The 13,888-nt window shown below is 52.4% G+C and carries 10 protein-coding genes; 2 read left to right on the top strand and 8 right to left on the bottom strand.

Translation table 11 applies throughout. The features are described 5' to 3' along the window. Nucleotides 1–39: 39 nt before the first annotated feature. Entirely contained in the window at nucleotides 40–1,143 is a 1,104-nt protein-coding gene (locus J2T14_RS17300) for a sensor histidine kinase (protein WP_307472663.1), read from the bottom strand. Further along, nucleotides 1,133–1,840, bottom strand: coding sequence for a response regulator transcription factor (locus tag J2T14_RS17295; RefSeq protein WP_307472661.1), 708 nt, complete (start codon nucleotides 1,838–1,840; stop codon nucleotides 1,133–1,135). The genes J2T14_RS17300 and J2T14_RS17295 overlap by 11 nt, the downstream gene beginning before the upstream one ends. Before the next feature lie 296 nt (nucleotides 1,841–2,136). Here J2T14_RS17295 and ilvD point away from each other — a divergent pair, with 296 nt between their 5' ends. Beyond that, entirely contained in the window at nucleotides 2,137–3,822 is a 1,686-nt protein-coding gene (gene ilvD, locus J2T14_RS17290) for a dihydroxy-acid dehydratase (RefSeq protein ID WP_307200160.1), read from the top strand. Nucleotides 3,823–4,079: 257 nt separating this feature from the next. On the opposite strand, the gene J2T14_RS17285 is transcribed toward ilvD, so the two are convergent. Next, a complete protein-coding gene (locus J2T14_RS17285; RefSeq protein ID WP_307472659.1) occupies nucleotides 4,080–5,486 on the bottom strand; it encodes a polysaccharide deacetylase family protein in 1,407 nt (468 codons plus the stop codon). 166 nt (nucleotides 5,487–5,652) lie between these two features. Here J2T14_RS17285 and ytvI point away from each other — a divergent pair, with 166 nt between their 5' ends. Beyond that, nucleotides 5,653–6,870, top strand: a complete 1,218-nt coding sequence (gene ytvI / locus J2T14_RS17280; RefSeq protein ID WP_307472657.1) for a sporulation integral membrane protein YtvI — start codon at nucleotides 5,653–5,655, stop codon at nucleotides 6,868–6,870. Between the two features lie 59 nt (nucleotides 6,871–6,929). On the opposite strand, the gene J2T14_RS17275 is transcribed toward ytvI, so the two are convergent. The 5 genes from J2T14_RS17275 to J2T14_RS17255 form a co-directional block, all read right to left on the bottom strand. Beyond that, on the bottom strand, nucleotides 6,930–8,810 hold the full coding sequence (locus J2T14_RS17275; RefSeq protein WP_307472655.1) for a peptidoglycan D,D-transpeptidase FtsI family protein: 1,881 nt from the start codon (nucleotides 8,808–8,810) through the stop codon (nucleotides 6,930–6,932). Nucleotides 8,811–8,958: 148 nt separating this feature from the next. Continuing rightward, nucleotides 8,959–9,744, bottom strand: a complete 786-nt coding sequence (locus tag J2T14_RS17270) for an N-acetylmuramoyl-L-alanine amidase family protein (RefSeq protein ID WP_307472653.1) — start codon at nucleotides 9,742–9,744, stop codon at nucleotides 8,959–8,961. A 152-nt stretch (nucleotides 9,745–9,896) separates the two neighbouring features. Further along, the gene (locus J2T14_RS17265; protein ID WP_307472651.1) at nucleotides 9,897–12,110 is read right to left on the bottom strand and encodes a methyl-accepting chemotaxis protein; all 2,214 of its coding nucleotides are present in this window, start codon (nucleotides 12,108–12,110) and stop codon (nucleotides 9,897–9,899) included. A 199-nt stretch (nucleotides 12,111–12,309) separates the two neighbouring features. Further along, complete coding sequence (locus J2T14_RS17260; protein ID WP_307200171.1) at nucleotides 12,310–12,585, bottom strand: DUF3886 domain-containing protein; 276 nt, start codon at nucleotides 12,583–12,585, stop codon at nucleotides 12,310–12,312. A 28-nt stretch (nucleotides 12,586–12,613) separates the two neighbouring features. Continuing rightward, the gene (locus J2T14_RS17255; protein WP_307472649.1) at nucleotides 12,614–13,876 is read right to left on the bottom strand and encodes a peptidase U32 family protein; all 1,263 of its coding nucleotides are present in this window, start codon (nucleotides 13,874–13,876) and stop codon (nucleotides 12,614–12,616) included. Between the last annotated feature and the right edge of the window lie 12 nt (nucleotides 13,877–13,888).

The following is a 13,888-nucleotide window of genomic DNA, read 5'->3' as shown; positions in this document are numbered from 1 at the left end:
AACGTAAATAAATCATAAGAAAACCTTAAAATCGTCCCACTATTCCTTTAAAATCGGCAGCGTCACCCGGAATGCCGTTCGGATCGTATCGCTCACCGCATCGATATGACCGCCATGCTTCTCGACAATGCTCTTGGATATGGCAAGGCCGAGGCCCGAGCCTCCCGCCCACTCGGTTCGCGACTTATCCGCGCGGTAGAATCGCTCGAAAATATGCGGCAGGTCAAGCGCCGAGATCGGCTCGCCGTAGTTGATGACTTCAACGGTGGCTTGCGACTTAGACTCATCGCGCTGGACACGCAGCTCCACCAGCTTGCCCTCCTTGCCGTAAGCCATCGCATTGGCAATTAAATTTTCGAAAACACGAACGAGCATCACCGGATCGCCGCCCACGATCATCGAATTTTCAACCGTATGCAGTCGTCCTTCCATTCCCGCCTCTTGCAGCGGCATGTGATACTGGACAAGCAGTTGACCGAGCACTTCGATCAGATTGAAGCTAATATGCTGCATCGCGACGGTGTCATGCCTCATGCGCGTATAATCAAATAGATCATTGATGAGTACATTAAGCCGCTGCGACTTGTCGTATGCGATCTGTACATAATGGCGAAGCTCTACCTCATCCCGATAGCGATCCTGTTCGATCAAACCCAAGTAGCCGAGAATGGAAGTAAGCGGAGTGCGAAGGTCATGCGATACATTCGTAATCAATTCATTTTTCGCCTGCTCCGCTCGCCGCTCTTCCAAGAGCGCTTGGTCGAGCCGTCCTGCCATACGGTTCAAATTGCCGGCCATTGGACCAAAGGGCGACCGCGAGTCTACTTCCATTTGGTAATCGAAATCAAGTTGACCGCTTGCGATACGATTGACCGTTTCATTGATCCTGCCTAGATAGCGAAACTGCAGCCATTGAAAAATGAGAAAATAAATCAAAAAAAACATGATGCCCGCTGCATATGTCAACAAGTCCATCCCGAAGAAATAGACAATATCTTTTAATATCGATCGAAATACAGTTCCCGAGACAAGTATCTCCACGACGATCCTGGCTGCGGCAACCGTAATCAAGCTCAAAAAAACGCTCAGTGCCATATGCCATGTCAAGCGCCACATAAGACGCAAAATAATATTACCCTTCAATTTTGTAGCCGACCCCCCATACCGTAATAATGAGCTTCTCGCCAAGCTCCTTTTCGAGCTTATCCCTTAGTTTGCTGATATGCACCATGACGGTATTGTTCGAATCGTAATATTTCTCCTTCCATACCTGTTGGAAAATGTCCTCCGCGCTGTAGACGCGGCCCGGGTTGCCGGCAAGCAAATAAAGGATGCCGAACTCGGTGGACGTGAGGTGGAGCGCCTTACCGTTCACTTCCGCCGTATGGCTAAGCCTGTCGATCCGGAGCGGACCTAATCGCAGCTCGCGATCCTCGCGGGCTGACGCGGCCGCTTCAGCCGGCGGCGTGTTGTACTGGTACGAACGGCGCAGCAGTGATCGTACCCGCGCCAGCAGCTCAAGCGGATTGAACGGCTTGATCATATAATCGTCCGCGCCGGTCATTAGCCCCATTATTTTGTCCATATCCTGCGTCTTTGCGCTTAGCATTAGAATCGGGACGGCTTGATCCTGCCGAAGCCTTCTGCATACTTCAAGACCGTCCATCTTGGGCATCATAATATCAAGAATGACGAGATCGAACGAGTGCTTCCCGAATAGATCCAGCGCTTGCTCGCCGTCATAAGCTTTCACCGTCTCGAACCCTTCGTTTTTCAAATAAATTTCGATCAGATCGGCAATTTCCCGTTCATCGTCTACAACCAATATGCGTCGATCCACTTTTAACCACCCTTTCGCCTCCGGCAGATTCTGATGAGCCAACTATACAGGATTCAATTCGACATGTCGTGCCGTACAGCGCAATTTCACAATGTTTAAGCGTTTCTTAATGTTTTCTTTAACTTTAAAATAGTTTCCATTCGTTGCCTTGCGCTTCATTAATGGGCGCTCGCCTCTGTAGCCAACGCTTGTCCGATATGCTAAACTGGTGAGTATCGATGTTTTTATAACGTCATGCTTGCATGATGAAATTTAATTATTCCACAATGATCCAATTATGTTAAGGGGGCTTTATAATGGCGGCCAAGAGAATGCGTTCAGACATGATCAAAAAAGGATTCGACCGCGCGCCGCATCGCAGCTTGCTGCGTGCCGCAGGCGTTAAAGAGGAAGATTTCGACAAGCCTTTTATCGCAGTTTGCAACTCCTATATCGATATTATTCCCGGTCATGTGCATCTTCAAGAATTCGGCAAGCTCGTTAAGGAAGCGATCCGCGAAGCTGGCGGCGTACCTTTTGAATTCAATACGATCGGCGTTGACGACGGTATCGCGATGGGCCACATCGGCATGCGCTATTCGCTAGCCAGCCGCGAGATTATCGCAGATTCGATCGAGACGGTCGTTAATGCGCACTGGTTCGACGGCATGGTCTGTATCCCGAACTGCGACAAAATCACGCCGGGGATGATCATGGGCGCTCTTCGCGTCAACATCCCGACGATGCTTGTCAGCGGCGGACCGATGAAAGCCGGCAAAACGTCCGATGGCCGTTCGATCTCGCTATCCAGCGTATTCGAAGGCGTTGGCGCTCACCAAGCAGGCAAGATCAACGATGAGCAATTGTTTGAGCTCGAGGCATTCGGCTGTCCGACTTGCGGATCCTGCTCCGGTATGTTCACGGCGAACTCGATGAACTGCTTGGCTGAAGGGCTTGGCCTTGCATTGCCGGGCAACGGCACGATTCTTGCCGTATCGCCTGAACGCAAAGAATTCGTTAAAGAAGCTGCTCGTCAGCTTATGAAAATTATCGATCTCGGCATTAAGCCGCGCGATATCGTAACGAAAGACGCGATCGACAACGCATTTGCGCTTGATATGGCTATGGGCGGTTCGACGAACACGGTTCTTCACACGCTTGCGATCGCACACGAAGCAGGCATCGAATACCCGATCGAACGCATTAACGAAGTAGCAGAGCGCGTTCCGCATTTGGCTAAAATCGCTCCTGCATCCGATTGGCATATCGAAGACGTTCATGAAGCAGGCGGCGTCAGTGCCGTGCTGAATGAGCTATTCAAGAAGGAAGGCGCGCTGGTCGGCACGACATTGACAGTAACCGGCAAGACGCTTCGCGAGAACGTTGAAGGCTGCGAGATTCAGAATACGGAAGTCATCCACACGATCGACAATCCGCATACCGCTCGCGGCGGCTTGGCCGTATTGTTCGGCAACCTTGCTCCTAACGGCGCAATCATTAAGACAGGCGCAGTCGACAAGTCGGTCGGCGGCTACCATAAAGGCCCTGCGATCTGCTTCGATTCCCAAGACGATGCGCTTCACGGTATCGCCAACGGCAAGATCAAAGAAGGCCACGTTGTTGTCATCCGTTACGAAGGACCTCGCGGCGGCCCTGGCATGCCCGAGATGCTGGCTCCTACGTCGCAAATCGTCGGCATGGGACTTGGCGCGAAGGTCGCCCTTATCACGGACGGTCGTTTCTCCGGCGCATCCCGCGGCATTAGTATCGGCCACGTATCGCCGGAAGCGGCTGAAGGCGGACCAATCGCATTCGTACAAGACGGCGACATCATCGAGATCGACATGAACAACCGTACGATGGACCTGCTCATCAGCGACGAGGAGTTCGAGAAACGCCGTGCCGCATGGCCGGGCTTCGAGCTGAAGATCAAACGCGGATACCTTGCGCGTTACGCTCACCTTGTTACATCCGCAAGTACGGGCGGCGTTATGAAGATGTAGTTTGCTTTACTCATAAGAAGGCGGTACATGGTTATCCATGTACCGCTTTTTTTATGTACGGAGCCTGTCGGGACCATTCCAAAGGAAAGTTAGCGCAGATATCCAACATAGGTTCAGAGAGTGACTATAGTAGGCAAAAGTTAATGCAATTATCCTACATACCCTCGTCCCATAAAGCTACATCAAATAAAAAAGCCGGCATTTCGAGGCGGTAACCTCGACATGCCGGCAGCAATTAAAATAATGCCATTCCGATCCTATATGGCTGTTGTCTTCGTACCTAATTGTGCAGCATCGTCGGTTGCTGCGCCAATCGTTCGTTCCACGGCGTTGCTGAGACGCTCCGTATCCTCTTGCAGCATCGTAAGCTTCGATGTTGCATAACGCCTGATCGTCGAAGCAGGCATGAGCAGCATTCGCGGAGAGAAAGCTTCCCTGTTCTGGCTCTGCTTCTTCTTGAGCGTTCTTGGCTTGTTCGTTAACACACTCATTAGAATCTTCAAGTACACCCTTGTGGAACGGGCAAACCATCCCTCAGGCAGATGGAATATTTCGAAGCCCAGCCGATCAGCGCCTCTGTGAATCATCGTTACGCCGTATACGGCCTTAATATCCTTCGCTTCGAAGTCCTCCGCGAGTTGATCCGCGAGCTGGGGCAAGGCATGCTCGATCTCACGCAGCATTTTGATTCCTGCCGCAAGCGGCGTCTTGGCTTGCATCGCGATGCCTGACAGCATTTTGTTGTCGAGATGCAGCTCGGCAACGTGATCGCCCTTCACGACTCGGCTTCCTTCTTCCAGGTCGATAGGCTCGCCGTTATACTTTGTTACACGGTAATAAAATGTCGGAGCCGACTCGCCAACCTGCTTCAAGCGGAACATCACGTGATAAGCCTTCTCCCACATAAGCCATAGGGAAATGAGGCTTTTTTTCCAAATCGACGTATGCAATACGCGGGCTGTTTCCGTCAGCTTAATCATCTCATCGATGCCCACGAAGCGATAGCCCAGCTTCGATCCTTCCTCTAAGTACGACTCAAGCGCGATCAGCATGTTCTCCGGAGCTTCGGGGTCCGCCCCGAACGTCCGGCCGCAATCATGCAGCAGCAGCACTTCGCCCGGCTTCAACCGCTTCATCATCCGCTTCTTCAGCTTCTCGGACCCGACGCTCTGCTTCCAATCGCTGAACATGGCCGACCACAAAATAATGTGCAAGTACCCTGCTTTCGCAAAGTCGAATACGTTTACGATCCCCCATGGCGGACGATAATAAATCGAGCGTTTGCCGGTCGCCTTCTCGATAATATCGTTTGTCGCCTCGATCTGGCGCTGGACCGCGCGCGGCCTCATGAGCCAGTTCGACTTATGCACGTAATTATGAATACCGATAACATGCCCTTCCGCTTTCATGCGTACCAGAATGTCCTCTTGCCCCAGGGCATGCGATCCAACGACAAAAAAAGTCGCCTTCGCCTTGTGGCGTGCGAGCAAATCGAGCAACAGCGGCGTGTATACGGAATCCGGGCCATCGTCGAACGTCAATGCGATTTCCTTGTCCACGCGCCCGCGCTTGAACACGCGATAACCGAAAGTACGGCTAATAAGTCCGGGTAGAAACGCATATAGCGTCGCAAGATATAAAATCCATAAGAACAAATTCACCATTTGTTTTCCCCACCGTTATATATATGATTTAGTCGACGAATGGATAGCGGTACAAAACAACAACGATAACTTTAATTGTAGCATAACGCAATAAAAAATAGGCATCTTTTTAAAAACTATAGTACAATCTTATTGGAAATATGAATATGGAAGAAGGAGCCTCGTCATGCTGCCATTTTACAAAAAATATTGGAGAACGGCGTTCGACATCGCGTTGATCGCGCTCACCGTCTATCTCATTATGTACTCGTTCAGCTATTTGTATCGGATCGCAACGCCGATTTTTTTCTCCTTCCTTATCTTCATGTGCATTGAACCCCTGGCACGCCGATTGAACAAGCTCGGCATTAAGAAATCGATCGCTTCCGGCATTTCGATACTGGTATTCATCATTCTTATTCTTGGCATTTTCTCGGGGGCGGCTTACCTTATTACGAAACAAGGCTCGGAGCTGATCGATAACTTTCCGAAGTACCAGTTGATGCTCGAGAAACAGGTGGCCAAGAGCACGGCCCAAATTCAGGAGCAGCTTGCGACGCTGCCGCCGAACTTCAATCTGGTCGAGCGTTCGACCGAGCTCATTAGCGGCATTACGGACTATTTGGGCAAACTCGGCCAATCGTTCCTGCGTAACCTGATCAATTACGTCTCCTCGTTCTCGGCATTTGTCGTTAACGTCGTAATCGGCACGATCCTCGCCTACTTCTTAAGCATCGAAATCAAGTCATGGAAGAACACGGCCGAAGAGAAGACGCCTAGAACGTTCAAGAAGGTATTCTTTTTCCTGCGAGATAACGTATTCAAAGGAATCGCCCTGTACATAAAGGCGCAAGCCAAAATGATAAGCATTACGTTCGTCGTCATCTTGATTGCGCTTGTGCTGCTAGGCGTCGAGAATGCTTTCGTCATCGCGGTCGTATCGGCTATTTTCGATATTTTGCCGTTGCTCGGCGTCGGAACGGTGTTCATTCCTTGGATTATTTATTTGATCATCGTCGGCAAAATATCGCTGGCGATCTGGCTGTCGGCGTTGTTCCTCGTCGTCGTCATTACCCGCCAAATTCTAGAGCCTAAGATTACGGGCGATTCGCTGGGCGTATCGGCATTCACGATGCTTGCGTTCATGATTGTATCGCTAAAGCTATTCGGCATTTCGGGCGTTATTTTGTCGCCGATCTTGATGATTCTTATTAAGTCGCTGTACGATCAAGGTTACTTCCACCGCTGGATTCGCGAGCCGCTTGGCGAGTTCGACAACGGCACTCCGGGAGCCGAGCCGGTGACGGCCGCGGGAGCTACCGAGCCGAGTCCAGGGAATGCAACGGCACCGGTTACCGCCGAGACTGCAACGGGATTGAAGCGTTTGGAGAAAAAAGATCAATAAGCAGCGGTGGCACAGGGATAAATCCTGTGCCACCTTTTTTTTTGGTTCATGCGGCGGTGTTATCGGCGCGCTGCATGCGTGCTTTCGTTGCGCGCTGCGATGTCCATGACGCCGCGGAACAGCTTGGTCGCCTGATGCGGACTGCCAGGCGTACGGTTCGCCGCGAGCACGGAAACGGCGTAGCGCGGCGACTTGACCGGGCCATAGCCTGCGAACCACTGGTGGTTCAGGGCTATGCCCGCACGCTCGGTCTGGGCGGTGCCGGATTTGCCGGCAACCGTCCAGACCCCAAGGCGGATCGATCGACCGGTTCCGTGGTCGACGACCGCCCGCATGCCGCGCAGCAGCGCATGGGCCGTGCCCGCATGAATGCGGGCACGGATCCCCCGCGCGCGCTGCACGGGCAGCTTCACCATCCGCTGGCCGTCGGCATATCGGATTTCACTGACGAGGCGCGGCTCCATCAAGCGCCCCTCGTTCAGCAGCGTGACGATCAGGTTCGCCGCCTGAAGCGGCGACATACTCACATCCCGCTGCCCGATGCCGCTTTGCGCCATAACGCCGCCGTCCACGGCGGCCAGCGCCTGCTGCGACGCTATTCCCGTCGCCCCTTCGCCGCTGCTTGCGAACAACTGCCCCGGTTCTTCCTCCTCAAGCAGCCTTAGCGGCTTATGGAACGGTCCGAACGGCTTGTCCCGGTGCCAGCCTGCCTTGCGCCCAATTCCAAGCGACGCCGCGGTATGCTGCAGCTCCGCCGCTCTCATGCGCTCGGCAATCGTAGCGAATACGATATTGCACGACTGCGCAAGGCCCTCCTGCAGCGTAAGCGTGCCATGCCCGCCATCCTTCCAACAGCTTAACCCGTATTTGCCGTATTCGCCATTGCAGTGGAACTTCTCCTTCTTGTTCACGACTCCAGCCTCAAGCGCCGCCGCTGCCGTTACGAGCTTGAAGATCGAACCCGGCGCGACCGCCGTTAGCGCATGGTTCGTCCATTCGCTACCGTCCGAAGACTCGAATTGTCCCGGCTTCAGCTTCGGCCTGGACACCATCGCAACGACGTCGGCATTGTTCGCATCCAATACGACGATAGCGCCTTCCTTAAGTCCCTGCTTGTCCGCATAAGCCTCCAACTCATTTTGCAGCTTCAGATCGATGGTCGTTTGCACCTTCAGCGGATAATAATGATTGCCAGGCTGCGTAATGCGCAGATCAAGTCCATGAACGGGTGCATTCCGCCCGTCGATGAAATAAGACACCGACGTTGCGCCAATGCCGTGAAGCAGCTTGTCCAGCGACTTCTCAAGGCCGGAGCCGCCAACCTGCTCCGACAGCCTGCGTTTCCCGCTCGCAACCTCCTTCGGATGGTTCGCCGCCAACCACTCGGGATGCTGGCTCGTGAAGCCGATCGCATGCTTCGCCTCGAAGCCGCTTACGTACCGATTCCGGTACGGGAGCACGCTTACCCCGTTCAGACCAAGCCGCTCGATCTCATCGGCCTGTTCTTTGTTCAAGCGCATCGGCAGCTTTCCCCCTCGATTCAGCCAAAATACGGGCTCGCGGACCTCATCCCAATATTGATTAAGCTGCTCTCGGGACACATTCAGCAGCGCTGCAAGCTTCGCAATGGCGTCCTTATCCCCCCTTACATCGGGGCGTACAGGAAAGAAAGCAGCCGCCGAATAAGTCTCTCCGGTAATCGCTTGTCCGTAACGATCGAGGAAATCTCCTCTGCCGCTGTCAAGCACAAGGTTGCGCTGCCGCTGGATAACGGATAAGCGCTGCCAGCCGCCCCGGTTCGCGGCGGCAGATGTATGTACGGCAGCATGCGAGCTCCACGGCAATAGCTGCAGCCAAGCGAGCCGTACAATGAATACGATCATAATACAAACAACTACGAGCGACGCCGCCCACACTCGCCTTGCTAGTCTTCCTGCCATAATGCCAATCTCCCTTGCTTGCTCCTTACTTGCCTATTAGTTACAGTATCCCCCCGATTCCCTAGCGGGCAAACATCCTATCCCCCTCTTATCAACCTTTCAGAATAAAAAACAAGCCGCCGATCCTGAGATCGGCGGCTTGTTTTCCTTATTGGGGCTCCTGTCCGCTCGCCTTGCGAAGCTCATTCGCCAGTCGATTGAACTCTTTACGAGCCTCTTTGTCCGTCGTTGCCATATAGGCAGCAGATAAAAACGGAATGATTTTGTTGGCATCCTCCACGCTGAGCACTGCAGTCCCCTCCTCTGGCTGATCAGGATCCGTGTCAGGGTCAGGATCGGGTATTGGATCGGGAACAACGGAGACCGGAATATAAGGGACGCCGAACACCTGACAGATGCCCTTCGCCAATTCTTCGGCGCATTCCGCACGGTATGCGCCCGACCGCAGCAGCTCCGCGTCCTCGCGATTCGTCATAAAGCCAAGCTCGACAAGAACGGCAGGCATTGTCGACTCGCGAAGCACATGGAAGTTCGCTTCCTTGACGCCCCGGTTCGGCATAGGCGTTCCTTTGACAAGCTGGGCATGAATAATGTCAGCCGCTTGCTTACCTGCCGTACTGCCGGGGTAATAGTACGTTTCAATACCGCGGGCCCCGTTCCAACCTGCGCCATACGCATTCGCATGAATGGATATATAGAAATCGGCCATCGCGTTGTTCGCTGCCGTCGTACGATTGTTGAGCGGAATATCCGTGTCTCCCGGAGCAACGAGCAGCGTCCGGAATCCGCAGCGTTTCAGATGCGCGTCCAGATAAGCGGCAACCACCCGATTGAATTCATTTTCCTTCATTACCATGCCATCGGGAAAAGACGGTGTTCGCTTGCCCGGCGTTTCCAGTCCATGACCGTCATCCACAGCTATTAGTTTAACCATCTTCATCCTCCCCTCGCCCTATATCATATTAAAATGAATGTTAACCCGTGATCGACAGTTACCAAAAATAGTCATTTCACTCGCATCATTCCTATAAATAAAAAAAGCCCGTCCAACAGATATCAATCCGTTGAACGGGCAGCACTTGCTGTTTATTCAATTTTGAAAGCGGACAACGATTCCTTCAACTCGCGCGATACGGCATCCAGCTTCCCGGACAGCTGCACGAGGCTCTCGCTGACGCTGAGCTGCTCGCTGCTGAGCGATGCGACTTCCTCGGACGTTGCCGACGATTCCTCGGCCACTGCGCTTACGTTCGTCATCGCTTCCGCCATAACCGTTTGCGCTTCGTCCAGCTTGCTGATCGATTCGGTCGCAAGCTCCAGCTTCTGTACGAATTGCCCCATTTGACCCTGGACCGTCAAGAAGATTTGGTTCGCTTCCTTAACCGATCCGATCTGCTCTTGGAACAAAGGGTACGCATCGGACAGCACGCTTACCGTCTCATCGATTTCTTTACGGATTTTCTCCGTAATCTTGGCTACGACATCGATGGATTGACGGGATTGGTCCGCCAGCTTACGAATTTCGTCGGCGACAACCATAAAGCCTTTGCCGGCCGCCCCCGCTCTTGCTGCTTCTATCGTCGCATTCAGGGACAAAATATTCGTTTGCTTCGTTAAGTTGTTGAGCACATCCAGAATCTTGACGATGGAGCCGGTACTTTCTTTAAGCGCATCGACCTTCTCTACCATGGAGCGCGTCATTTCCTCTGTCATGCCTGTCTTCTGTATAAGTACGCCCATGTAGTTTGTTCCTTGCTGACTTGCATGGTCGACCTCTCCAGCCGATTTTGCCATCAGTTCGTTGGCTTCGATTACCTGCTTCATTTGCTCGTTAATATTGCTCGTTAAATCCGTGCCTCTTTCGGCTTCCATTGCTAGGCTGGTTGCACCGCCTGCGATCTCTTCCGTTGCGACCGCGATCTCCCTCGCCGATAACGACGTCTTGCGGGAAGCCTCGCTAAGGTCGGTTGCCGTATTGAGCACATCCTCCGCCGAACGCGTCGTTTGCTGAGCCAACGCCGTAATTTGCGTCATCATCTGATTGAAGCTGCTTCCAAGCTCGCCAATCTCATCCTGGCGATTCTTCATCCGTGAACGAACGGTCAGATTCCCCCTGGCCCCTTCATTCATCAGGTTGCGCATTTTTACGAGCGGCTGAGCGATCGTGGTATTGACGAGCGCGCCAATCGCAATAGCGATTAATACGGCAACCGCTGCCGTAATCCATGTCATATTGCGAATAACCTTCGCGTCCTTCACAAGCTCTTGAACAGGAATCGTTCCGATCAGCTTCCAATCCATCGTATTGAAAGTCTTGTAGGCCGCGAGCACGTCTTCACCGTTCTGACCGGACGTCTTAATCGAGCCTTCCCATGCTTTATCGCCTTCCGTAGGCAACGCGATGCTTGCAGGCTTGCCGATCAGCGACTCGTCCTCGTTCGCAACGTAATTGCCCGTTTCGTTGACGATCGATATCTTGCTTCCTTCTCCCAGCTGAACATCGCTGAATCGTTCGGTGAGGCTGTTCAATCCGATATCCATCAGAAGCACATAGGAAGATTCATTCGAAGTGCTATCCTTGATCAAGCGGCTTACGCCAAGGGACGCTTGGCCAGCCGTAGTAGTCAAGCCATCCGTCTGTGGAGAGATCCATACCGTCTTCCCCGAGCCATCGATTGCCTTCTGGTACCATTCGCTCTTCATTAGTGCTTCGGCTTTGGTCGTCGTCGCGCTGCCTACCGTTACGATATCCAGCTCGGGAACGATCGGCAACAGCACCATGCCGATGATCGAATTATTGCCCATTACGTAGCTTTGCATCTTTTCGCCAAGCTTGCGCGTCGCTTCGAACTTCGTATAATCGTCTTCTCCTTCCAGAATCGACCGTACAATGGTGTGGAAGTCTTTGTCGATGAGGATTTGAAGCGACAGGTCCTCGTATGTTTTATAGATAACGTCCAAATTGCTTGCCACTTGATTAACCGTTTGGAAGCTTGCATCCGATACTTTGCGTTCCACGATCGATTTCGCTTGCGAGTATGCCATTAGCCCTACTGTCAATACGCAGGCAATAATAGAGCAAAAAATGATTGTAAACAGCTTCGTTCCGACCGATTTGACCGGATTGGATATTTTCGTATCTTTCAGTGCGCCGCCTGCCGCTTGCAGCACGCTGGCTGCTTTTTTCATTCCTGATTGCGCTTTCAAGACGACTGCTGACTGATTTTCATTAACGCCCTTTGGTTGCTTTTCTTTTTTCTCTTTTTTGGGCTTTTGTTCTTTTGGTTCTTTGCTCTTCATTAGGAAAGACACCGCCTTTTTCAATTGTTAGCCTAAAAATGATTCGTCTGATGCTAGCGAATCTTGCCGATATTTGGTATGCCTATTTACAGTCTATTATTTTATATCGGAAGATTGATGTCAATTAGAAATAATAGAATAGAAAAAAGCCCTATTTTCTGTCGAAAATAAGGCTTTAGTCCTAATATTGATAACATATTTATTTGTGCTTTCTCCAGTTCGGATCGCTGTTCTCCAGCAAATAAGCAAAATCGCTCTCTTTGCGCTTCTGCTCCTGCGCCTTGCGTTCCTCTTCAGCCTGGCGCGCCTGCAGCTTCTTCGCAGCTTCCTGCTGCTTGAGCTCATCCGCTTGCCCTTTCAACTTCCTTAGCGTATCCGCATTCAGCAAGTCGCCAAGCAGCAGCTGGTTGTCTTTCTCTTCCTTCGTCTGCATGCTCTTGAATGGCGCCGCTTGCTTCTTTTTGTTCTTCGCCATGTTGCTCTCCCCGTTTGGCTGCTCTTCGTTATTTTTTGCCAATTTTCTTGCGCATCATATCCATCGGCTTCACCGGTTCATTCGTGCGAATGCGGATATGCTGCAGCGGGTGGCGCGCAGCGTCTAGCGGCTGTCCCTCGGCATCGAAAAGCTCCGTTATCGTCTGCTTGAAGAATCTGCCTCCCGGTCCGACAAATTCTACTTCTTGCCCCGGTTTGAAGTGGTTGCGCTGTTGAATGGTCGCATAACCTGACTGTTCATCGTAAGCTACGACTATGCCTGCAAAATCATACGGCGCGGCTTTCTCTTCCGGCTCGTAAATATGATCCTCCGCACCCGGCGTGTCGAGGAAGAAGCCCGTATTTAGCGGACGGTTCGCCGCTTTATTGATCTCTTCCACCCATTCCTGCTTCAGCTCGAAATGTTCAGGATCGGCGAAATACGCATCGATCGCTTGACGATACGCGTTGACGACCGTCGCGACGTAATGGATGCTCTTCATCCTGCCTTCGATCTTGAAGCTATCTACGCCGACCTCGATGAGCTCAGGCAAATACTCGATCATGCATAAGTCCTTGGAGCCCATCGTGAATTGATCCTCGCCCTCGCCATAGAGCGGCGCATCGTCTACGAACAGATCGTATTTCCAGCGGCAGGATTGGCAACAGCCGCCGCGATTCGAGTCGCGATCCGTGAAATGGTTCGACAATACGCAGCGGCCGGAGTAGGAAGAGCACATGGCGCCATGGATAAAAGCTTCGATTTCGATATCGACATGTTTCTTGATCTCTTCGATTTCCGCGAAGCTCGTTTCGCGTCCGAGCACGACGCGCGGCAGCCCCTCTTCCTTCCAGAATTGCACCGCTTGCCAGTTAAGCGTCGATTGCTGCGTGCTTAGATGCACCTCCAGCTTCGGCGCTACGCGCTGCGCCGTCTCGATAATAATCGGATCGGCCGCGATGATCGCGGAGATCCCAGCCTCCTGCAGGCCTTTCAAATAGTCCTCAAGCCCATCTATATCTTCGTTGTGGGCATAAATATTCGTCGCGACGAACACTTTCGCTCCATACCGATTGGCGAATTCAACGCCTTCCTTCATTTCCTCGAAACTGAAGTTGTCAGCGTTCGAACGAAGACCGTATTTCTGTCCACCGATATAAACCGCATCCGCGCCATAGTGAACGGCGAATTTTAACTTTTCCAAGTTTCCCGCAGGCGCAAGCAGCTCGGGTTTGTCGAGCCGATGGCGTTTCCCTTGATAGTGCGGGGTCGCCTTTGTCGTTGCTGTCATTGTTTTTCCCAC

Source organism: Paenibacillus harenae, from assembly GCF_030812415.1.
GTDB lineage: Bacteria > Bacillota > Bacilli > Paenibacillales > Paenibacillaceae > Pristimantibacillus > Pristimantibacillus harenae_A.
The sequence above is the reverse complement of the archived record's forward strand: the minus strand, read 5'-3'. Positions and strand labels throughout refer to the sequence as shown.

Coding starts and splice junctions, on each gene's coding strand:
- J2T14_RS17270 (WP_307472653.1), bottom strand. CDS start 9,744: ATGGTTAAACTAATAGCTGTGGATGACGGTCATGGACTGGAAACGCCG.
- J2T14_RS17285 (WP_307472659.1), bottom strand. CDS start 5,486: ATGGTGAATTTGTTCTTATGGATTTTATATCTTGCGACGCTATATGCG.
- J2T14_RS17260 (WP_307200171.1), bottom strand. CDS start 12,585: ATGGCGAAGAACAAAAAGAAGCAAGCGGCGCCATTCAAGAGCATGCAG.
- ilvD (WP_307200160.1), top strand. CDS start 2,137: ATGGCGGCCAAGAGAATGCGTTCAGACATGATCAAAAAAGGATTCGAC.
- J2T14_RS17255 (WP_307472649.1), bottom strand. CDS start 13,876: ATGACAGCAACGACAAAGGCGACCCCGCACTATCAAGGGAAACGCCAT.
- J2T14_RS17275 (WP_307472655.1), bottom strand. CDS start 8,810: ATGGCAGGAAGACTAGCAAGGCGAGTGTGGGCGGCGTCGCTCGTAGTT.
- ytvI (WP_307472657.1), top strand. CDS start 5,653: ATGCTGCCATTTTACAAAAAATATTGGAGAACGGCGTTCGACATCGCG.
- J2T14_RS17265 (WP_307472651.1), bottom strand. CDS start 12,110: ATGAAGAGCAAAGAACCAAAAGAACAAAAGCCCAAAAAAGAGAAAAAA.